The organism is Rhizobium sp. M1 (assembly GCF_002531805.1).
Classification (GTDB): Bacteria; Pseudomonadota; Alphaproteobacteria; order Rhizobiales; family Rhizobiaceae; genus Rhizobium; species Rhizobium etli_C.
This window is the reverse complement of the sequence record NZ_NWSW01000002.1, coordinates 244,248-266,496: the sequence shown is the minus strand read 5'-3', so window position 1 is coordinate 266,496 and position 22,249 is coordinate 244,248. Positions and strand designations below refer to the sequence as shown.

Here is a 22,249-nt window from a genome sequence, read left to right as displayed (position 1 = left end):
CTACTCGAAAACGCGGCCGTCCGGCCTTCTAATCTTCAGCAACGCCACCGGTTCCGTATCGCGCATCGAGCGGGCTGCGACGAAGAAATTATTACCGCGTAGGCCCAAGGGATCTTGAAGAAGCCGTTGCACCGGCTCGCCTTTCGCATAGACAAATCGGTCGCCGTTCGCAGTCTGTCTGTCGGCGATGGATATCCAGGCATCGCGCAATTCATCGAGCCGCGCCAGGCAACGGTCGACGAGTTCCTGCTCAACGTCCGCGGTCGCCATCTTTTCTTCGACGATCTTGCGAACAGCCGCATAGGCAGCGGGGTTGTCGGCCATCCGTGTCACGAAATCGTTCTGACTAAGATCAGGCTCCACATGTCGTGCGGCGGCGACCAGTGTTGCGGCCAGGGCCCGGTCCAGTGCCCTTGGAGAGAATGGAGTGACACTGGTCGCCTCGACGGCACGGTAGAAGCTCATGTGGAAGGCGCGGAACTGTTCGTAGTGCGTCCGGTCCCGCGGCTTGTGGATGTTGAGCAGCGTGATGACCAGTCCCGGCTTGGAGGCTTCGCGGCCGACGCGGGATGTCGCCTGGATATATTCAGCGGCCGTTTTCGGCTGGCCTTGCACGACCATCAGGCCCAAACGGCTGATATCCAGACCGACGGAGATCATGTTGGTCGCCAGCGCCACGTCGACGGCATTCTTGTCAGAGGCAGGGTAACCCAGCCGGGTTCGCGCCTCCGACACCTGGTCGGTGCTGTAACGCGACGTCAATTCCTGGACTTCCCGCAATACCCTGTCCGCGAAAGGCTGGCCGCTCGGTTGTTTGCGAACACGGCTGGTACCGTAGCTCGACAGATGCGCTCGAACTTCGTCCTCGACAATGCGACGCGCGCCGCCGAGTTCGCGGAGTGCATTAAAATAGCAAAGAGCCGTCAGATAGGGATCGGCGGGATCGTCCTTAGCTCCGGTTGAAAGGGCTGCCGCACCGGAAAGGATGGTTTGCAACGCCCGCAGATAGACTAGTTTGGGGCCACGTCCCGGCGACGCGATCCCCGCATAGACGCGTGAGGGGGACACGCGGTCGACCTTTGCGAAAAAGGAATCGTGGCGGCTGATGCCGGGCGGCGGAAAGATCGCGGTCCCCGAGCGTCCAAAGAGATTCTTGATCTGAGTTTCTGCCCGCCGAACAGTTGCGGTGGATACCACGATCTTGGGGCCACGCCGCTCGCCGTTAATCTGGCGCGATGCGAGGAGGTCGAATGCCGTTTCGTAAAGGCCGGCGATCGTGCCAAGTGGCCCGGAAATCAAGTGCAATTCGTCCTGAATGATCAGGTCGATCGGCCGTAGTTCGCGTGATATACGCGTGCCGCCGTTTTCGCCGGCTCCGTAGAAACCCGAAGCGTCCGAGCGGTCGACATGGCCAAAGAACGCGCCTGCCCGCCCCTCCCAAGGCACATTGGCGAACTTATCGATGGTCGCAATCATGAAAGCCGGCAGGCGACGGTATATCTCGTCATCTACCACGACGATAGGCAGGCGGTCGGCACCGGAGAATTCGCAATCCAGGTTATCGCACCGAATGTCCAGACGTTCGGGCTTGGTCAAATGAGGGTGTATCCGGAAGCTTTCCTTGTTGAAGCGCTGGCCACACCAGGGGCAGTTCTTCATCGGAGCAGGCGCCGGCCCATTTCGCCTTCGGTGTTCATCCAACCAGGCGACCGCCGTGCTCGGGTTCTTGTTCTTCGAGTCGCCGAGCGCATTTGGGGTTGCGCCCCCGCCAACCCAGAGACCGATTTCAATGGGCCATGTGCCGAGGTCAGGATTGGACTTTCGCTCCAGTTCGAGCGCGCAGACGAGGCCAGCGGCGCGCTGCAACTGGTCGAGCGTCAAAAGCCGCAGCGTGTAACGCATGACGACGGAAAGACCCGCCCCTTCCAGACCGGGATTGGCCAGGCGCCGGCGGGCAATGGCGAAAGCAGCAAGGCCGAGATAGGCTTCGGTCTTGCCGCCGCCTGTCGGGAAGAACAGCAGATCGACGACCGGCCGATCCTCATGGCCGGGGTCGGCCAGTCCCTCCAGGTTCAGAAGAATGAAGGCGAGCTGGAACAGACGCCAAGTCGGCGCCTTTTGCTCGGCCAACGGCTTCTTGTTGTCTGCCGCAGCACGCTGGCGGTTCGATCGCGCCATGACTTTGTTCATGATCCGGAAGGCTTGCCGGCTCGTCGGATCGCTCACCAGCCGATCAATACCGCCTTCGATGCGGCGGCATGCCTCGCGGATTTTCACAAGGCAGTCTCGTGCCACGTCTTGGCGGCGTGCTCCGGAGACTTCACTGATCAATCCATCCTGCTCGGCTGCCCATTTGGCGTATTCGATTGGGAGAGTGGAAAGCGCGGCCTTCAGGCTCACGACATCGGCAGAAGCCTCCTCGAGCTTTTCCATGCGTCGCTCGACATCGGAAACGTCAATGTCAGCACCGAGTTTCTCCACTTCCTGGCAGGGAATAGGATTGGTGAAGACCGTGATGATTCGGCCGCCGTCATCGGGCGCACCCCAATCGGCAGAGGTGTTATGGCCGACAGCGAAGGAGCAGACATCGCGGTAATGGAGGTCGGCCAGACGTTCGTCAGGATCATTTGCATCATAGGACGCGCGGTCGTCGCGTGGGGCGAAACCTTCGGCAGTGTGCAGTTCAAGCCGAGCCTGGAAACAGAAAGCGATGTCGCCGAAGCGGCGGTAGGTTTCCGGGCGCGCATTCACCAGGAAGACGGACACGGCCAGAACATCATCGCGGATGCCGTCGATGCCGGCGGTTTGGGCCGGGCGGACGGTGATGATAAGTTCAAGGCCGCCGCCGGGCACCTGCGGTGCCGCGCTCTCCGGCACCACGATGCGCTGCGGAATGCCGTCCTGAAGCGTCGTGACGTCGATGGTCAGACGCTCCTCACGGGGAATCCTGCGCCAGTCGAGCGAACTTTTTGGCGGCTCCTTCGGTTGCTCGCCGGCCTGCGCCGCCTTCTCCCTTTCGTCAGGCAGGAATACGGCTTTGTCGAGCGGCGGCTCGGTGACGTAATCGCCCCAGCTGACGCGGGCGTCAAGCGTATTCGCCGACCGGGGCAGAAGCACGGTCAGACCCAGCGAGGATGGGACGAAAGAGCGCATGGGTGGTCGTTCGCTGGCCCCGTCGTCAGCGGCATTGCCTGGACCGGGTGCGCCCTGCTCCATGCTTTCGGCCGAACGTAGCGCATCGAGCTGGGCTTCGGCCTGCTCTTCATCGGCAGCGCCATTACCGAGCACCTTATCCGCCCGTCGCTCGCGGCTATCCTTGCGCCGGGGTGCAAGAAAGCCGGTGAGGTACCAGGTGGAGGGGCTGGCGCCGGAAATTACCTCCCGATCGAGATCAGGGTCGAGGTCCGGATGCGCGCCGACAAGATCGCGTCGCAGCAGGTCCATCAACCGCTCACGAACCTCAACGGCTGATGCCGGCTTGGCTCGGTCGACAAGCCGGTCAGTTAAGACAGCCGCATCATTCATATCGGCCATGCGAATCCCCATCACTGAATTAAACCTACCAATATGAAACAACGGGAGCAATCTAAAGTTGATTCAGTTTAGGTTGAAACTGCTTTGATCGGCATCGGTCTCGTCACCATCCGCTTCATCACCTTCATCACGATGTAACGCTCTGGGGGCGATGCCAAGCCTAGCTTCTTCCGCGTGCCGTTCGGCATTAAGCGCTAGCAAACGGGAAAGCACTTCCTCCCGTTGCTCAGCCGGCCAGAAATAACGGTTTTGATAGCTGTAGTCCTCTTCCGTCTCTTCCGTCAGGAATTGCGGCCGAACCTCGTCGGCAAGATCATGCCAGCCATAGGCGTGCAACACCGCGCGGTCCATTTCGTCGTGCAGTTCGCGGAGACGCTCTATACCCATTCCGCGCTCGGTATCTTTGTGGAAGCGGTTATAGGTCTTTGTCATTCCTTCATTGGCATGGATCATCAGCGAGGCGCGGTGATCATGATAGGCTCTACCAACAGCGTCGAGCGCCTCGTCGGAGTCGGCATTGCGCGCGAAAGGAAAGGGTTGAAAGCAACTCGTAGGTGTATAGCGTAAGTCATTTCGCATCGTTGACCCATGTTTGCGAGCCCAGACTTCGTGTACTCTCGATTGAAGACTACAGAACATGGAATATTGCTCGTAGGCGAAGACCACCAAGGCATCGGAAAGAATTGTCCTTGCACTTGCAAACGCTAATCCATGCGTGTTGCTTACGCGGCTTCGCACTATTACGCGCTCAAGCTGAGAAATCGCCGTTTGCATTGCCGGTCGCCAAAGAAAATATTGCCACCAACGTTCTCGCATCGCTCGATTGCCCGAGCTGTCTGCTGGTTTAGCCATCCGGAATGGCTTGACACGCTCTTCCACTAGCGCGAGGCAATGAGGATAGTCAGAAGCGGCTGAGCCAAATCTGTGGGGAAGTCCCCCCCCCCCGAGAGGCATGTCACGGAAGTTAACTGCCCACCTGCTTGCTGAGGAATCGGGGCGTGCATTTACATCCTGTCCTGAAAGAAAGGGTCGTACGACCAATTCAGCCCCTTGGTCGAGCTTCAATAACTGCTCCGCCTCACTCTCGTCGATAATGAAACCATCCCCCATCAACTTGGCCCCCTCGAATGCCTTGTCGAGATTGCTAGATAGCACCGCGGCCGGCGCGAGCTCGTCGCCCGCACGAAGGTAGCTATTTATCTGAGTGACCTCCTCCCCATTTAAGTATGGTTTAGAAGCGGCGCTCTCCTTTAGGACCCATATGCGTGCAACATTTACACCTACTTCGCCGGGCCACTTGATTGAACGGTCGGCTGCGCAAATAGTACCTGATCGCGCGATGACTTTCGCGAGTCCAATGGTTCGAGTATCCCCTTGAGAGATTGAGTTAGTCGTGATCAAGCCAGCGCAACCAGACCGACGAAGTAAACCGAAGCATCTCACGAGAAAATAGGCGGCTAGATCACCAGCTCCTCTCACGCCTGTTTCGCCACCAGCAATGTAAGTTACTATAAAATCACGCCAACATCTCCCGAATGCTGGCTCAAGGCGCGTGCCTCCCAGAAAGGGCGGATTTCCGACAATCGCATCAAATCCAGGGTTGTCTCTCGCGAACGCCTCCGGAAATTCGATCTCCCAATGAAATGGCTTCCAGCCCTGCCGGATTCGAAAAGCACTGGCCCTCCCCCCAAGCTCTTCCCATTTGGGCTGAAGCGAGCCGGTTAGCCAACTTTCCACCGTCTGTCGCGCGTGTTCACGCGCCTTCGGTTTATCCGCGGAGAAGAAGGCTGCGATGACGGCGTCACCGACCGTGCGTGCCGGCTCAACCTCGTGTTCAACTCGGTTGTGGCGGGATTCCTGGATGGCGCGGGTGATATCATCCGGTGCGTTTCGGATTGCCTCACGGCCTTCCAATGCCCTCGCAACGGCCTCCTTGATAAGTCCCCTAAACAGTGGAAGGCCGGGTTTCGAGGCATCCCAGTTCGCGGCAGCAATTTCGCGCTGCGTCAGACCAACCAGGCTGTCCCCGGCTTTTAGGGCGTGGTCGAGAAAGCTGAATTCATGCTCGCGCGCTAGCGTTGCCAGCCACAGCGAAAGCCGCGCCAGATCGACGGCCATCGGGTTACGGTCGACACCATAAAGGCAGCGCTGCGCCACGAGACGTCGGGCATGGGTCGACTCGTCCTCGTCCAAGGGGATGGTAGGCTTTTCCAATTTATGCGTGTCCCAGGCCTGTTCGAGCCGAGCACCAAGCTGTCGGCAAGCTTCCACCAGGAAAGCACCCGATCCGGAAGCAGGGTCCAGCACCTTCAGTGAGAGGACGGCCTCCGGCGAGGCATTTACCCCAATCCGCTCAAAGGCAGGTTCCAGCGCTTGACGCACGATCGGCTCGGTAAGAGATCGGGGCGTGTAGTGCGACCCTGAGCGGCGGCGTTCCTCGGTCGGCTGGAGATAGGGCGCGCCGGCTCCCAGCGTATGTCCTCCGGGGGAGGCGCGATCATCGATTGCTGATCCGACTGCCGCCACAAGTTCGCCGGCATCCTTGGCATCCTTGACTGCCTTCAACTGTTTGGCCGAGAGCGTGATCGCCCGCTCTTTCAACCATTTTTGCCGGTCACCGGCCTTCTGTGCCAACAGGCTTTCAACACCGATGAAGGTCGGAAGCTTCTTTTCGTCCCTGAGGGCAATCATCTGCTCGGCTGCCCGCAAGGCGGTGAAGCCCATGACCGTTTCATAAACCGAACCGATGCTTTCGACATCGAGCGATCGGTAGGACAGCCGTTCGCGGATTTTCTCGCCCGACAGGCTTCGAGCTTCCACCGTCATCAGGCCATGCAGGATGCGGACGATACAGCCGTCGGAGATCGGAAGAACCTTGGCGTCATCCTGCGTGCTGCCTTTGTCCCGCCCTTCCAGGAAAGGAAAGGCATCGGGATCGAACAACTTGCCGCCACGCTTTTGAACCCAATCCCCGTGACCTTCATGGATGATGCGGAAGACCGCCAGCAACTGGCCCCAACCGCCACGGCGCTCGTCCATCGTGTCTGGATTGAGCGCTTCATCAGTTAGGAGCTTGGCGTAGAGAGTCTTGATCGAATAGGCCCCCTCCCACAGCGTCTTCAACTGTGGATCAGACGATGAGGGCAGCAGATCGCGGTCTTCGGCGTAAAGCAAAAAGACGAGCCGCATCAAGCAGGTGAGCAGACCCTCGTAGAGATGGTGCGATTGCCCTTCGGCCAGCCGCTCGATACGATCAGGATCAGCGTGATGAATACCGCGGAGAAGCTCGTGCAGCGCGCCCAGCACCTGACCCGACAGCTTTTCCGAAACCTCGTTCTGTGCTTCGCGCGATTGCTTGAGAACAGGGCGGAGCCGCTTGTCTGGGGCACCCGTGAAAAGCGCATTGCGGCCGAGGCAGAGCTTGAGGCCCGCCAGCATGGGGCGACCTTCGACCCGACCGAGTGCGGCGAGCGGCCAGGAAATCCAGCCCGCGGTTTCTCCACGCGGCGCATAGATAAGACGAAGGGTGTTGCGCGCGATCAGCACACCGACACCGACACCCGTTTCGCGCAGCAGACGTTCCAGCCGCTGATGCGGGCTTGCCTCCCATTCGCCGTCGCCGAATTGGCCCCGGGCGTCGGCATCAAGACTTGGGTGGATGGAAAGCAGCATCTGCGCCGGCACATCCTCTTCCGCAGCATCGTTCCACAGAACAGCCATGTCCGGCGTCAGCAGGGTTTCATGCTCGGGAACGACCCGTGTCAGGTCGGCAGCAACAGCAGGCCCCGACGGGCTGCCGGCAACCAGGCGCTCGGGCCAGCCGAGGACGTTTTCGAGGAAGCCCCACGGATTGCGCAGGATGAAGAACTTGTCTTCCTCGCGCTTCGCGTCCGAGGATACCTCCAGGATCTCGGCGACCGCTTCGGTATCCAAAGGTGTTTGCCGGATCGGCGTGAGCCCATTGTCCCTCAGAACATTGGGGCCGACAACCAAACCCTCGGGCTGAAGGTAATTCAGCCATTCCGTGGTTTCGTCTGAGCGTGCGTAGAAATCCATGGATGCACTCAATTCGTTGCCGGCCAGAGGTAAACGATGCCGAGCGGCTCAAGCTGCCGCGCCTTTACCTCGTAGCCGTCCTTGACCTTCTGGGGTTCGTTGTCCAAGTCGTTTTGAAGACGGAGGAGCTTCTCATCCCAGGTGCGGCGGTCGGCCTCCATCTGTCGCATTTCTTTCTCAGACTGCTGACGCTGCTCTTCCGTCGAGAAATCGAACGCGAACTGATCGATGGGCTTCTTCTCGCGCATCGCCTCACGCACCTTCTGAATCTGGCGTCTGAGCAGATCAGCCATGTTCGCGGCTTCGCGGCGGCCATTTTCAGCAAGCTCCGCCAGGGCAGTCTTTTCAGACTCTCCGGCGCGCGCTTCAAGATATGGCCGAAGATCGCGGATATCGAGCTCGACCGTCTTTTCCAAGCGATCGATCACGCTCTGGATGGGCGTCCGCCCCGCACGCAAGGCTTCATCCAACTGCGCAATTGTCGCGTCCTCACCTGCTTCCGCGAAAGGGGATAACGGTGCCTGATCGCGGCGCACATCCCGCCAGGCGGCCGTGATCGGAATGATCTCCTCGTGCAAGCGGCGCGCACCGGGGCCGAAGAGCGATAACCGTCCGACCAGGACAACACGTGGTTGCGCACCGGGACCGATGATGGCGGTGACCCTGCCGATGTTGGAACGGAACCCTTGCGACGAGAAACGCGAGATCAGGCGCTTGACCAGCCGATGCTCGAGGTGGAGCTGGACGACATCCTGCGGCTCGGGCTGTCCCTCCTTCACATAGGGAGGTTCGAAGACGAGGCCGCGGACTGGAGTCTTCTGTCTCCATCTCTCCCGCTCATATGGGCGAGCTGGACGGCCAGGGCGCAGCTCGTCAAACAGCGTTGCCCAGCTGCGGTCCTTGGCGAAGGCAGGATGTTGCGGGTCGAGGACCATAGCCTCGGGTACGCTGAACTGCCCCGGCGACAACGAAGCTTTGTCGTCCTTCAAGGCAATCTCGACGACCTGCCGGATATCGGCTCCATCAACGCCAACGCGCTTACGGGCCTGTTCGAGCAGACGCTGCAGCCGATCTTGCTCGTCCTTCAACCGCGCAAGACGCTTCTTCTGCTCATCGCCAAGCTCCCTTTCGGCGGTGGAGACCTTGGTGGAATCCTGGTCTTCGATTTCGGCCGAGAGACGGCGCGCATCTTCTCGTCGAATTCCATCACGCGACAGGCGCTTTTCGATCGTTTGCCGCAACACCTCACCTGAGGCGCCGAGTTCCTTGCGGATGGTCTCGGTCTTCCTCACCAAGGCGTCGAGAACACGATCCTCCTCCCGCTGGGTGTAAAAGAAATAGCTGCAGTTCACCGTTTTTGAGGGCTGCAGTTTTCGGTCGATTCGTCCGTTTCGCTGTTCAAGGCGTGAGGGATTCCAGGGCAGATCGACATGGACCAGATCGTGGCATCTCGCTTGAAGGTTCAAGCCTTCACGGGCCGCATCGGTGCAGACCAGGATGCGTACTGGCTCCTGGTCGAATGGCGCATTGAAGGCGATCTTGATACGGTCCCGCTCTTCAAGGCTGGTCTGGCCAGTGAAGACAAGGATACGATTGTCGAGATCAATCTTGTTGCGGCTCCGCTTGAGCAGGCCTTCCTTCAATCGCTCGACAAGCCAGCGGCGCGTATCATCCCATTCGGTGAAAAGAATGAGTCGACGATCGCGCCATTGATGTGCACCGTCGAGCATCTCTGCTTCCGCCCAATCCAGGATCGCTTCGATCCGCCCGTCGGGTTCGTCTCTGGCGGCGCCAGAGATCGCCAGCATTCGGTCGACATGGGCAATGGCGGCGTCAAGGTCGCCGAGTTCTGAGCGGGCCTCAACCGTCGCCATATCGATCAGATCATTGTCCTCGACCAGATCGATGATTTCGTCTCCGCCGCCGGCCACGGCTTCATCCCGCTTCCGGTTGAGCGTCTTCCTGTGCGTTCGAAGTGTACGGTCGAACGCCGCAATCGAGGAAAATAGTCGCTGCTGGAGATTGGCGAACAGAAAACGTGCCCGCGATCCGCCATTGGACGAGGATCTGTATTCATCCAGCATGGATGCCAAATTGAGCTCAGGAGCATTGGCCGGCAGGTTCTCGATTTTGATCGGCTTGACGATACGCTCCGGGAAGGGTTGTCCCAGCAGGCGCAAGTCCTCTTTCAGCCGGCGAACCATGATAGGTTCAAGCTCTTTTGCATCGACGTCGATGCCCCTGGTGAAGCGCTGCGGGTCAAGAATTTCCAAAAGCGTTGCGAACGAGTTTGAATGCCCGTTGTGCGGGGTGGCCGAAAGAAACAGGCGATGCTCAAAACGACCTGCGATTTGCCGCACGGCACGCGTCATTTGGCTTTCGGTTGCCCAGACGGTTCCGGAGGAAGGCGCCGCGTGATGGGCTTCATCGAGGATCAGCAGAGACCTCGCGCGGAATTCGCCGAGAAGGTCACGGAGGCCAGACATGTAAGTCTCGTCCGAAAGCACGCTGTGCGACACAAGGAACCGCGAACCGACACTCCATGGATTGGCCGAGAAGCCACGGTTGCGGCGCGTCTCCAGCAGATATTCACGGTCGACGATGGTGAAATCCAACCCGAATTTCTGTGAGAGTTCGTCTTGCCACTGCAGCAGCATGGAGGCCGGAGCCGCGACAACGACAATTTCGACGCGGCGCCTGAGAAGAAGTTCGCGAACGATCAGTCCGGCCTCGACCGTTTTGCCCAGGCCGACGTCGTCCGCAATCAAGAGATTGACGCGAGGTAGTTCCAAGGCCTTCGCCAACGGCAGGAGCTGATAGGCGTCCAAGCGAATACCCGCACGGAACGGCGCCTGAAACAGCTTCCGATCTGCCGCAGATGCAGTCCGCCATTCGGTCGCCCGCAAGAACGCGCCAAGGCGCTCAGGTCCCTCGAACTTTGTCTGGAAGAGCGCCGACCAATCGTTAGGATCGATCACCTGTTGATCAACTTCCGATGCTAGGGTGACGCGAAGCGCTTCGCCTTGTGCATCGTCCTCCACGGAAATCAGATCAACGAACGGGATCGACCCGATCCTTCCACTTTGTTCGACGACCCAGCTTTTAGAGCGGATGCGGACAAACGTTCCTGGCAATAAGTCGTGGGAGGATTTAGTCGTTGTCGCCGTATCCAAAATCTACTCCCCCATCCCACCTTGCATCAAAGGCGGCCGTAAACGCTGATTCCGATCGCGTCATATCTAGCGCAACTTTTGATATAAGGCTTCGGGTAACTTGGAGATGTGCGGACTATTTTTCCGCAACGAAGCAACGACGAATACTCAGCCGGGACGACTGCAACGCGATCCGAAAAATCGCGCTACTCTATGCTGAGGCGCCGCGTTTTTGAGCCAGCGGCAGCTGGAACTGCGGGATTAAACCCCAGCTCCGCTGGCCTTAACTTTGTCTGCCAGCGTATCGGCGAGGCGCTCCATCTCCGATTCCTGCACGATCTCGGGAGCCAGGGGAGCCTCACTGAGAAAGTCCAAGGCACGCTGGTAAGCAGGCAACATGGTTTCGTCCGAAGGCTTGCCAATCAGGAAGTAAGGTTTGAATTCCTCGTCCGCTTTCAGCAAGCCGACCATATGGCCGACCCATTTCGCGGCTTTCTCCTGAATGCCATCTTCAGTCGTCAGATCAAATGACAGAGGCTGGATGCAGTGCCACTTACCATTCTTCCAGGCGTGTTCAAATTCCACTTCGTTGCGTGGAGAACGAATGGTTTTTGTTTGAAAAATATCAGCGATCTTCCGCTCCAGCAGACGGTCTCGGAACGGTCTCCATATGTCGGCATCACCCCGTCGCTGCTGGTGAGGTTCATCATACTGACCGACGAAACGGTGATGAAGATCATCGAGTGTTTTACCCGGATCATTGGTCAGGCCGGAACCGAGGGCGCTCCAAATCAGCGAGCTATCATCCACTCCGATAATTTTGTGGGCAAAGGTCAGCGCGGTACATTGATCAGAGAGAAGATCATTGGTTTCTTTCCGCTTCGAAAGTTTCTCAAATGCACGCTCAATCTGGCCAAGGTCTTGGCGCAAAAGTGAACCGTTGACGTCAGGGAACACCTTCGTGATCCGGCCATATGCCTTCCTGAAATGCGCGCCGAGAAATCCGCTGCGGGGCGCATAGATAACCACGCCGACATTGATCTGCTCGCCGGCGACAGGATCATGCCGGTATCTCAGTATCGTGTAGGTGTATGGCTCTCGCTTCATGACAACACCCTTTTCAATTCTTCGATGCAGTTATCAATCTGATCCCGAACCTGTTTAAGATGGCTTATAGCTTGGGCAAAAATAGGACGAAATTCCTCCCATTCTTCTGGGAGTGTCGCTTCATACTGCGCCAACCGTGCGTCTGACAAGTCTGCCCATTTGGTTCGGATTGCCGTGAAGTCGAGATCGTCGCGTCCCGCAAGCTGTTTCGTAAATATGTGTTCGCTGTCTTCGCCATACCGCTTGAGAAGCTCAAGATTTCCGGTCTTCCAAGGCTCACATCGGGGGAACAGCTTCGGGCGGAAGCGAAACGCACTCTCATGATCGATGAGCCGCCAAGACTGATCCTTGACCAGAAGATTGGCATTTATGGGGCTGCGATCATTGTTGCCAATAAACGCATCGAAGCTGAGCACAGCGAGAGCCAAACCGATCTGTCCTGAACGGACTTTATCAGAGGGCGACCAGCGTCGCCATTGCTTCCCCGCATCCATTGAAGCGAAAGCAACTGGCGATGAGGCAAGCAATCTATTTCGGAGCGCGATGTCTGGAACGATGGCAGCAAAGTCTGGTGCGATCTGAACAAGGAATGGCTCGTTGACAGGGAATCCCAGATCGGCAGCCAAAAGGGAGCCAAGCATTTCATTCGCCAGCCCTTCGATGCTGCATTCGGCCCCCGACGAGAGCTTCATGATGGCTTCATGCTCCTCGCCATCTGCCGTTGCCACGGTGACTCGCAGAGGTTCTGTTCTGCCGTTGTCCGTCTTGCGGTCAAAGCGGATAAGATCAGCTACACGGATCATACAGGCGCTTTGTCTCCGGCATGTTCACAGTTCATCAATTGCCTTACAGCCCCCAGAATGAAACCAAACTGATCGCCCTTTACCCTCAGTCTGCATGAAAGCATAAGGCAGGTAATACAGTAGATACTCGCCGCCACTTTGCCCACAAGTGAAACTAAAAGCAGTGCCCGTCTCTCCGAATGGTTTTAATAATTGCACGAGTCGATGAGGAGTTGTCTAGTGGCGCCTGGCTGTGCATATCGGTACTGCCGAAGATTTGGCCACATTGTACCGAACTTCAAAGCCGTCAGCCAAGAAGTGCGAGATATTATGATGTCCGGCGTGCAGAGCAGACTTGGCTGGGGCGCCTGGATTCGAACCAGGGATGACGGTACCAAAAACCGTTGCCTTACCGCTTGGCGACGCCCCACCAGAGCTTTCGGCGCTAAGCGCCAGCTCAAATCGACGCCTGATTAGCAAAGCTCTCCGTCTGTCACAATGACTAAGTTGCCCCGCGCGCAGATTTATGCGCTGCAGAGTGCAGCGGCCCATGCTAGAAATGGGCGACGTCATCGGCCGCGAGATCATCGCCTTCATGGAAAGCCCCGCATTCGACCTTGCTTTCGAGCCGGCCTATGGGCGCGCCGTGCCGGTGGTTTCAGGGGTCGAGCGGATCACGGCTGAGAATCCCGGGCCTTTCACCTTTTACGGCACCAACAGCTATACCGTCGGCGCCGCCTCGGTCGCGGTCATCGATCCCGGGCCGGAGGACGAGGCGCATTATCAGGCGCTGATGGCAGCGCTTGGCGGACGCGCAGTGACGCATATCTTCGTCAGCCACACGCATCGCGACCACTCTCCCCTTGCCCGCCGGCTGCAGGCGGCAACGGGAGCGGTGACGGTGGGCCAGGGGCCGCACCGGCCGGCACGGCCGCTCAGGGATGGCGAGATCAATCCCTTTTCCGAAAGCGCGGATCTCGCCTTCGTGCCCGATATCGCGCTCAGTGACGGTCAGACCCTATCCGGCGATGGCTGGTCGCTCAGAGCGGTGCTGACGCCGGGGCACACGGCCAATCATGCCGCCTTCGCGCTCGAAGGCCGCGACATCCTCTTTTCCGGCGATCATGTCATGGCCTGGTCGACCTCGATCGTCGCACCCCCGGATGGTTCGATGGCCGATTACATGGCCTCGCTCGAGCGGCTGATGGAGCGGGATGACCGCCTGCTGCTGCCCGGCCATGGCGGGCCGGTCACGCAGCCTGCCGCCTTCCTGCAGGGCCTGAAGGCGCACCGGCTGGGGCGCGAGCAGGCGATCCTTGAGCGCATCCGGGCGGGCGACCGCGCGATTGCGGAGATGGTGAAGGCGATCTATCGCGATACCGATCCGAAGCTGCATGGGGCGGCAGCACTTTCCGTGCTTGCCCATATCGAGGATCTCGTGGAGCGCGGCGAGATCGCGGCGGATGGGCCGCCTTCTCTTGCCGCCACCTACCGGCTGTTGTAAGCGTGAGATGGGGAGATAACCATGGCGCGTGCCGCTTACAGCTATCGCAACGATGCCGATGTGCCGGCTTTTGCCGATGACCAGCCGCTGATCATCTTCGATGGCGAATGCGTCTTCTGCTCCGGCTGGGTGAAATTCGCGCTGAAGCACGATAGGCAGCGGCGATACCGCTTCCTCGCCGCCCAGTCGCCGCTCGGCGCCGCGCTCTACCGGCATTATGGGCTGAACGAGCGCGATTATGAAACCAATATCCTCATCGAGAATGGCCGCGCCTTCTTCAAGTCGGACGGCACGATCCGCATGGTGGCCGGCCTCGGCTTTCCCTATTCGCTGGTGAAGGTCTTCCGGCTATTGCCGCGGCGGGCGGCCGACGCGCTTTATGAATTCATCGCCCGCAACCGGCTGAAGATCGCCGGCCGGCAGAGCTGCATGGTGCCGACGGCGGAGCAGCGCAGCCGGTTCATCACATGAGCGGCGAGAGGCTCTCGCTGCTGATCATCGGCGGTTACGGCACGTTTGGCGGGCGGCTGGCGCGATTGCTTGGCGATGAGCCGCGGCTGCGGCTGTTGATCGCCGGGCGCTCGTTGGAGAAGGCCGATGATTTCGTGGCGGAGCTGCGCTCGCCGAGAGGTTGGGCCGGGCGCCTCGGCGGCAACGATCTCGGTGCGTGGCTGCAGGCGGTCGCCTTCGATCGTGACGGCGATCTCATCGAGCAGCTGACGCGGCTGCGGCCGGATCTCGTCATCGATGCCTCGGGGCCGTTCCAGAGTTTCGGGGAAGACCCCTATAAGGTCGTGCGCGCCTGCATCGGGCTCGACATCGATTATGCCGATCTTGCCGACAGCACCGGCTTCGTCGCCGGCATCGGCGGGCTCGATGCCCAGGCGAGGGCTAAGGGCGTTTTTGCGCTCTCCGGCCTCAGCAGCCTGCCGGCGCTCTCCTTCGCCGCACTCGCGGCGATGGCGCCGCAGTTCTCCCGCATCGACAGCGTGGCGGCGGGCATTGCCCCGTCGGCGCATGTGAAGATCGGCCTCAATGTCGTCAGGGCGATATCGAGCTATGCCGGCAAGCCGGTGGCGGTGCTGCGCGAGGGGCGGCCGGCCGCAGGGTCGGGGCTGATCGACGACATGCGGGTGACGATCGCGCCGCCGGGCGTCGCGCCGCTCGCCAGCCGGAATTTCCTGCTGGTCGATGCGCCCGATCTTGCGCTGCTGCCGCGGCACGTTCCCGGGCTGCAATCGACCTTCACCGGCGTCGGCACCGAGCCGCAGGCGCTGCAGCGGCTGCTTGGGCTTGCCGCCCGGCTGGTGCGCCTCCGGCTGTTGCCGTCGCTCAGGCCGTTTTCCAGGGTGCTGCAGGAAGCCAGCCACCGCTTCGCCCTCGGCGCTCATCGCGGCGGCATGTTCGTGCGCGCCGGCGGGCTCGATCGCGATGGGCGGCGGATCACATCCAGCTGGGATCTGATTGCCGAAGGCGATGACGGGCCGTTCATTCCGGTCATCGCCGTCGAAGCGCTGGTGCGCCGGCTGCTTGAAGGCATCCGGCCCGAGAGTGGCGCGCGGCCGGCGGCGGGGGAATTGTCGCTTGCGGATTTCGAAGCGGCCTTCCGGCGATTCAAGATCACCTCAGGCATCCGGCTGGACTACGAGGAGGAGCCGCTGCCGCTTTACCGGCGCATTCTCGGCAGCGCCTGGCAGCAGCTGCCGCCCGCCCTTGCCGCGATCCATGCCGGCGGCACCCGCCTCGCCTCCGGCCGGGCACGGATCGAGCGCGGCGGCGGGCTGCTCGCCCGGCTCGTCGCCGGCGTGATCGGCTTTCCCCCGGCCGGCGAGGATGTGCCGGTCGCGGTGCGCTTTGCCGCCGATGGCGACAGTGAGATCTGGACGCGCACATTCGGGGGCAAGGCGTTCCGCAGCTGGCAGGCCGAGGGCAAGGGCAGCGACCGGCACCTGCTCGCCGAGGTCTTCGGTCCGTTCCGGGTGCTCTTGGCGCTGGTGCCGGAGGGTGACAGGCTGCGGCTTGTCGTGCGCGGCTGGCGGTTTCTCGGGGTCCCGCTGCCGCTGTTCCTGGCGCCCGGCGGCGACACTTACGAGGAGGAGCGCGATGGGCGGTTTCATTTTCATGTCGAGATCGGCGGGCGGCTGACCGGGCTGGTGGTGCGGTATTCGGGGTGGTTGGTGGTGGAGTGAGCCCTCTCCAGCCTCATCCTGAGGTGCGTAGCCCATAGGGCGAAGCCTCGAAGGACGGGGCTGGCCACTGGAACCACCCGCCCTCGCCCTTCGAGGCCCCTGCGGGGCACCTCAGGATGAGGGCTGATCGTTGTGCCGGCACACCCTCCGTCATTCCTGTGACATCCCTCGGGCAAAGCCCTGAGGACACGGGAATGAGGGAGGTTAGTTGGGTGATATGGCAGGAGCGTCGAGTTTGCGGTGCTGGAAGTGGGTTGAGTTTGCCGCACCCTATCCCGGCCCTTCGCTTTGGGCTCAGGGCGTTCGCAACTGCAATCGATTCACTGGATCGATTGCTGGCGCTTTGCGCCACCGTTGCTCACCCACCCGCAAGCCCCAAGAGTTCGGCATCGAGCGCCTTCAGATAATCCCCGGCGATTGCGGCGCTGAAGCCGAGGTCGTGTTGGCCGTAGCGGGAGGCGACGCGGATGTCGACGAAGGTGGTTTCGGCCTCTTCGCGCAGGCGGATGAGGATATCGAAGCGCAGGCCGAGGATCAGCGTGCGGTTGGTCGCCTGCAGCGTCACCCCATTGGCGCCGCGGATCAGCTTGGCGACATCATCGTCATAGGGGCGCGGCGTCGGCACGGGAACGATGCCCGGCGCATCGGCGACGGCCTCGTCGCCGGGTGCGGGCTTTGCCGGTCTGTCCTCCGGGTCGTGATCCGGCTCTGTCGTGCCGGTGCTCCTGGTGATGACAAAGCCGCTCTGCTTGGCGACCTTGCGCACCGCCTCCAGCACGCGGTCGAGCGCGCCCTCATAACGCCGGCCGGTCAGCTCGGGATAGGCGGCGATCTGCTTTTCGCGATCCTCCGGCGCCACGAGATTGCGCTTCAGCCAGATCTGATCGGCTTTCGGGGTCGACAGCCAGTCGGGCGCTGCGACCGGATCGGTGGAGACGTCGTAGATGTCGGGCAGTGTCATGTAACGCTCGGCGGCAAAGGCGCCGATGCCGAGCGGAAAGGCGGCGTAGATCAGCGCGGCGAGCGCGGCAAGCCCGCCTTCGGCCCCTGATACCCAGAGGCTGCGCAGGCCGATTGCGGCCAGCAGGGCCGCCAGCAGCGAAAAGCCGGCGGCTGTGATCAAGAGCAGCACGAGATAGGGGGTGGCAAGCCCGCCGAAGCGATGGGCGATCAGCACCGCCAGCGCCAGAACCAGGGAAAACGCCCCGAGCAGCCGCGAAAAGCGGGCGGCGCTGGAAACGGGACGGTCGTAACGGATGGCCATCAAACTTACCGGTTGCTCGTCAGCGCCGCGCCCTCAACCACGCAAATCGCCATATCCCTGTTTAGAGCATGATGCCGAAAAGTGTGAAGCGGTTTTCGGACGACATCATGCTCTATTTCTTTGATTTAGATCCGGATTCAGATTTTAGGCCAGCCCGGCCCAAAATCATCCGGATCTGGGCAAGATTCGGCCTGAATTGAAACTGTTGTCTCGGAATTCCGATGGAATTCACCTGAGATGGCCGAGGCGATGGCCGGGCCGATTCATCAGCCCTTGCTGATATGTCAAAAAAAGGTCATTCTGCCGCGGTTTCATCTCCGGTTTAAGGCAAGGAGAGGCGGGATGATTTCACCCGAGATAGCAGCAAGGCCGCAGGCGTCTGCGCTTGGCGGGATCGACCACAGCGAGCCGATGCTGCCGATGGAGCTCGTCGAGCTCGAACTTTCACTCGAAGGCTATGCCGGCGGCGATGCCGGCTTCTGCGAGGCGGTGCGCCAGGCGGCGAGCCGGGCGGGCGGCGAATTGCTGTTCGACCTGCCGGCCGGCGGCCTGATCGCGGATTGCCGGCGCATCGCGGTGCTGCGCATTCCCGATGGCGGAAGCGAGATGCGCGTCGTGCTGGCGCTGCTCGATTATGCCGGCACCGAAATCCGCATGCAGGCGCCCGACGAGGAGACCGCCCATCTGGTGCGCTTCGCCGATGCCTTCATCGAAGTGCTGGAGCGGATTTAGAGCTTCTGAATCAGCGCCGCTCGGCCGCGGCTTCCGCCAGGCTGCGGAAGGGAAACTTGCGGCCGCATTCGCATTTGAGCATGAAGCTTTCCTGGTGGTTGGAAGGGCGCTGCACGCCAAAGCCGCGCGGCAGCTGATCGACCTTGAAATCCGGATGCTTGCGCTTGGGATCGTCGATCTCCGAGGCCTCGGCAAAGCCGGTGTTGCCGCATTGCGGACAGTTCAGTTTCTTCGAAAATCGATCGCGGATGGCCATGCTGGTTTCCATGCTTGAGAGGCTTCCTCATACAGAGGAATGCCGGCTGGTGAAAGTGGAACCATCTCCCGGCGGTGCCGTTCCCTTGTCGAAAAGGAGGCGATCATGCCGAACAAAGATCCGATCCCCAATGCCGATCCGCCGCGCGGGCCGACCCCGACACCCGGCATTCCCGACCCCACCCAGGAAAAACCGCCGCTGACGCCGGCCGAGGACCCGGCCGATACGAAGAACCCGCAAGACCGGCCGCTCGACCCAGCCCTGCTGCCGATCGGCGATCCGGCCGGGGCGGCGTGACGATTTGGGTTGTGCCGTATGGCTGCCCCTCACCCTAACCCTCTCCCCGTTCTGACGGGGAGAGGGGACGTGCCATGCGAGAGGTTGGTGGGGAACGGAGAGGTTGCGGCATATCCCCTTCTCCCCGCGCGCGGGGAGAAGGTGCCGGCAGGCGGATGAGGGGCACGCCCCCCCCCCACGGCCGCAGCTTGACGCCCGCACCCGAATGGCATTTCCTCAGGGAAAAGCAAGGAATAGCCCGATGCGCATCGCCCTCCTCATCACCCTTCTCGCCGCCGGCCTGTCCGCCTGCCAGACGATGACGCCGGAGGAGCGGCGGGCGGCGGATGAGCGGCAGTGCCTGAGCTATGGCTTCCGCCGCGGCACGGATGGTTTCGCCACCTGCCTGCAGCGCATCGATCTCGACCGGCGGGCCGAATCGCGGGCGCAGAGTGCGGAGATGATGCAGAGCATGGCCTGGGATCTGAACGGGCCCTATATCTACCGCGATCGCTGGCACCATCATCATTAATCCCCGGCGCCCAAAGGGCTGCCGCAGGTGCCCGAAGGGCTGCCGCGAGCTGACTACTTCCCCCGGAGGTCTTTCAGACCGCCTGATATGACCGCCTGCGCGGCCGCCAATCTGGCGATCGGCACGCGGAACGGCGAGCAGGAGACATAATCCAGGCCGATCGTCTCGCAGAAGCGGATCGAGGCCGGGTCGCCGCCATGTTCGCCGCAGATGCCGAGCTTCATATCGTTGCGGGTGCGCCGGCCGCGTTCGGCGGCGATGCTGATCAGTTCGCCGACACCGTCGAAATCGAGCGAGATGAAGGGGTCGTGCTCGATGATGCCCTTGCGCTGATAGGTGGGGATGAAGGCCGAGGCGTCGTCGCGCGAAATGCCGAAGGTCGTCTGCGTCAGGTCGTTGGTGCCGAAGGAGAAGAATTCGGCGGCTTCGGCGATCACATGGGCGCGCAGGGCTGCGCGCGGCAGCTCGATCATCGTGCCGACGAGATAATCAATCTTCATGCCGGCCTCGGCCATGACTTCGCCGGCGACCTCGTCGATGCGGGCCTTGACGTAATCGAGCTCGGAGCGCAGGCCGACCAGCGGCACCATGATTTCGGGCACGACGGCGGCCCCCGTCTCATGGGCTGCGGCCACCGCCGCCTCGAAGATGGCGCGCGCCTGCATCTCGGCGATCTCGGGGTAGGAGATCGCCAGCCGGCAGCCGCGATGGCCGAGCATCGGGTTGAACTCGTGCAGCGCATCGACGCGCTGGCGCAAGGCAAGCGCCTCCATGCCCATGGCGAAGGCGACTTCGGCGACCTCGTCGTCGGTCTTCGGCAGGAATTCGTGCAGCGGCGGGTCGAGCAGGCGGATCGTCACCGGCAGGCCGTGCATGACGGTGAAGAGGCCGGTGAAATCGGTGCGCTGCATCGGCAAGAGCTTGTCGAGCGCCAGCCGCCTGCCCTTTTCGTTATCGGCGAGGATCATTTCGCGCATGACATGGATGCGCTCGCCCTCGAAGAACATGTGCTCGGTGCGGCAAAGGCCGATGCCCTCGGCGCCGAAGGAGCGGGCGGCCATCGCATCGGCCGGCGTATCGGCATTGGTGCGCACCGTCATGCGCCGGGCGCGGTCGGCCCAGCCCATGATGCGGCCGAAATCGCCCGAAAGCTCCGGCTGGATCATCGGCACCTCGCCCTTCAGCACCTGGCCGGCCGAGCCGTCGATGGTGATGATATCGCCCTTCTTCAGGGTGACGCCGATGCCGAGCAGCCGCTCGTTGCGCTGATCGATGCGCATGGTGCCGGCGCCGACGACGCAAGGCGTGCCCATGCCGCGGGCGACGACCGCCGCATGGCTGGTCATGCCGCCGCGCGTGGTCAGGATGCCTTCGGCGGCATGCATGCCGTGAATATCCTCCGGGCTGGTCTCGACGCGCAGCAGGATGACCTTGCGGCCCTCGGCCTCGGCCTCGACCGCCTCTTCGGCGGTGAAGACGATGGCGCCGGTGGCCGCTCCCGGCGAGGCCGGCAGGCCGCTGCCGATCACCTGGCGGGTGACACGCGGATCGATCGTCGGATGCAAGAGCTGGTCGAGGCTCGAGGGTTCGATGCGCAGCACCGCCTCCTCCTCGGTGATCACCCCCTCATCGACCATGTCGACGGCGATCTTCATCGCCGCCCGCGTCGAGCGCTTGCCGGCGCGGGTCTGCAGCATCCACAGCCTGCCGCGCTCGATGGTGAATTCGATGTCCTGCATGTCGCGGTAATGGACTTCGAGCTCGGAACAGATGCGGCTGAGTTCGTGGAAGGCCTCCGGCATCAGCTTTTCCATCGAGGGTTTTTCCGAGCCGGAGGAAATCCGCCCCTCCTCGGTGATGCTCTGCGGCGTGCGGATGCCGGCAACGACATCCTCGCCTTGCGCATTGACGAGGAATTCGCCGTAAAGCGCCTTTTCGCCGGTCGAAGGGTTGCGGGTGAAGGCGACGCCGGTCGCAGACGCATTGCCGAGATTGCCGAAGACCATCGCCTGGATGTTGACGGCCGTACCCCAGCCTTCGGGAATATTGTGGAGCTGGCGGTAGGTGACGGCGCGCGCGCTCTTCCAGCTGGAAAAGACTGCGCCGACCGCGCCCCAGAGCTGGACCTCCGGATCCTGCGGGAAGTGCTGCTCCAGCTCCTCCTCGATCAGCCGCTTGTAGAGGGAGACGATGTGCTGCCATTCGGTGGCGCTGAGCTCGGTATCGAATTCATGGCCGAGTCTGGCCTTCTCGTCCTCGAGGATTTCCTCGAAGGCGTCGTTGCCGAGGCCCATGACGACATCCGCATACATCTGGATGAAGCGGCGGTAGCTGTCCCAGGCAAAACGCGCGTCGCCGGCATCGTGGCCGAGCGCCTGCACCGTCTCGTCGTTGAGGCCGAGATTGAGCACGGTGTCCATCATCCCAGGCATCGAGACGCGGGCGCCGGAGCGCACCGAGAGCAGCAGCGGCTGGCTGGTGGAGCCGAAATGGCGGCCGGTGATCGCCTCGATCGCCGCTATGCCGGCGCGAATCTCGGCCTTCAGCCCGTCCTCGATATGGCCGCCATTCTTGTAATAGGTGTTGCAGGCGTGGCTGACGATCGTCAGTCCCGGCGGAACGGGAAGGCCGAGCGCGCACATTTCCGCGAGATTGGCGCCCTTGCCGCCCAGAATTTCATGGTCGCGCGCGCCGCCCTCAGCCTGTCCGTCGCCGAACCTATAGACCCACTTGGTCATCTTCCCCCCAACACCACGGAAGGATCAGCGTGATCCCTCAGCTGTCGACTGCCTCCCCCTCCTTCGTCGTCACCCAGGCCTTGTCGCTCGGATGACGAAGAGAAATTGGCCGGCATTGTCAGCAGCC

14 protein-coding genes and 1 tRNA gene are annotated in these 22,249 nt (G+C 61.5%); 6 read left to right on the top strand and 9 right to left on the bottom strand.

The genetic code is table 11. The features are described from left to right. From drmA to CO655_RS03365, 6 genes are all read right to left on the bottom strand, one after another. Positions 1 to 3,447, bottom strand: coding sequence for a DISARM system helicase DrmA (drmA, locus tag CO655_RS03390; protein ID WP_280953062.1), 3,447 nt, complete (start codon positions 3,445 to 3,447; stop codon positions 1 to 3). A gap of 150 nt (positions 3,448 to 3,597) precedes the next feature. Then, positions 3,598 to 7,590, bottom strand: a complete 3,993-nt coding sequence (locus CO655_RS03385; protein WP_141514283.1) for a DNA methyltransferase — start codon at positions 7,588 to 7,590, stop codon at positions 3,598 to 3,600. Positions 7,591 to 7,598: 8 nt separating this feature from the next. Continuing rightward, entirely contained in the window at positions 7,599 to 10,763 is a 3,165-nt protein-coding gene (gene drmD / locus CO655_RS03380; RefSeq protein ID WP_097663780.1) for a DISARM system SNF2-like helicase DrmD, read from the bottom strand. Positions 10,764 to 11,003: 240 nt separating this feature from the next. Then, positions 11,004 to 11,849 (bottom strand): DUF3037 domain-containing protein, encoded by an 846-nt coding sequence (locus tag CO655_RS03375; RefSeq protein WP_097663779.1) that lies wholly within the window; start codon positions 11,847 to 11,849, stop codon positions 11,004 to 11,006. After that, a complete protein-coding gene (locus CO655_RS03370) occupies positions 11,846 to 12,652 on the bottom strand; it encodes a HipA family kinase (protein ID WP_097663778.1) in 807 nt (268 codons plus the stop codon). The genes CO655_RS03375 and CO655_RS03370 overlap by 4 nt, the downstream gene beginning before the upstream one ends. Before the next feature lie 335 nt (positions 12,653 to 12,987). Continuing rightward, positions 12,988 to 13,061 (bottom strand) — tRNA-Gln (locus CO655_RS03365). 165 nt (positions 13,062 to 13,226) lie between these two features. On the opposite strand from CO655_RS03365, the gene CO655_RS03360 reads away from it, so the two are divergent. Genes CO655_RS03360 through CO655_RS03350 form a run of 3 tightly spaced genes read left to right on the top strand, consistent with a single transcriptional unit; the run spans position 13,227 to position 16,324 of the window. Next, a complete protein-coding gene (locus tag CO655_RS03360; protein WP_097663863.1) occupies positions 13,227 to 14,135 on the top strand; it encodes an MBL fold metallo-hydrolase in 909 nt (302 codons plus the stop codon). 21 nt (positions 14,136 to 14,156) lie between these two features. Beyond that, the gene (locus CO655_RS03355; protein ID WP_097663777.1) at positions 14,157 to 14,606 is read left to right on the top strand and encodes a DCC1-like thiol-disulfide oxidoreductase family protein; all 450 of its coding nucleotides are present in this window, start codon (positions 14,157 to 14,159) and stop codon (positions 14,604 to 14,606) included. Beyond that, positions 14,603 to 16,324: a DUF4166 domain-containing protein gene (locus CO655_RS03350; RefSeq protein WP_097663776.1), complete on the top strand. Its 1,722-nt coding sequence runs from the start codon at positions 14,603 to 14,605 to the stop codon at positions 16,322 to 16,324. The genes CO655_RS03355 and CO655_RS03350 overlap by 4 nt, the downstream gene beginning before the upstream one ends. 358 nt (positions 16,325 to 16,682) lie before the next feature. On the opposite strand, the gene CO655_RS03345 is transcribed toward CO655_RS03350, so the two are convergent. Then, a complete protein-coding gene (locus CO655_RS03345) occupies positions 16,683 to 17,588 on the bottom strand; it encodes a DUF1499 domain-containing protein (RefSeq protein ID WP_097663775.1) in 906 nt (301 codons plus the stop codon). Between the two features lie 342 nt (positions 17,589 to 17,930). Between CO655_RS03345 and CO655_RS03340 the strand changes: the two genes are divergently transcribed. Beyond that, positions 17,931 to 18,320, top strand: a complete 390-nt coding sequence (locus CO655_RS03340) for a hypothetical protein (protein ID WP_097663774.1) — start codon at positions 17,931 to 17,933, stop codon at positions 18,318 to 18,320. Positions 18,321 to 18,330: 10 nt separating this feature from the next. On the opposite strand, the gene CO655_RS03335 is transcribed toward CO655_RS03340, so the two are convergent. Continuing rightward, positions 18,331 to 18,576: a hypothetical protein gene (locus tag CO655_RS03335; RefSeq protein WP_097580089.1), complete on the bottom strand. Its 246-nt coding sequence runs from the start codon at positions 18,574 to 18,576 to the stop codon at positions 18,331 to 18,333. Positions 18,577 to 18,681: 105 nt separating this feature from the next. Here CO655_RS03335 and CO655_RS03330 point away from each other — a divergent pair, with 105 nt between their 5' ends. Together CO655_RS03330 and CO655_RS03320 are read left to right on the top strand one after the other, a co-directional pair. Beyond that, the gene (locus tag CO655_RS03330; RefSeq protein ID WP_097663773.1) at positions 18,682 to 18,873 is read left to right on the top strand and encodes a hypothetical protein; all 192 of its coding nucleotides are present in this window, start codon (positions 18,682 to 18,684) and stop codon (positions 18,871 to 18,873) included. Positions 18,874 to 19,114: 241 nt separating this feature from the next. Further along, entirely contained in the window at positions 19,115 to 19,384 is a 270-nt protein-coding gene (locus CO655_RS03320) for a hypothetical protein (protein ID WP_097663772.1), read from the top strand. A 53-nt stretch (positions 19,385 to 19,437) separates the two neighbouring features. On the opposite strand, the gene ppdK is transcribed toward CO655_RS03320, so the two are convergent. Next, the gene (gene ppdK, locus CO655_RS03315) at positions 19,438 to 22,122 is read right to left on the bottom strand and encodes a pyruvate, phosphate dikinase (RefSeq protein WP_097663771.1); all 2,685 of its coding nucleotides are present in this window, start codon (positions 22,120 to 22,122) and stop codon (positions 19,438 to 19,440) included. Between the last annotated feature and the right edge of the window lie 127 nt (positions 22,123 to 22,249).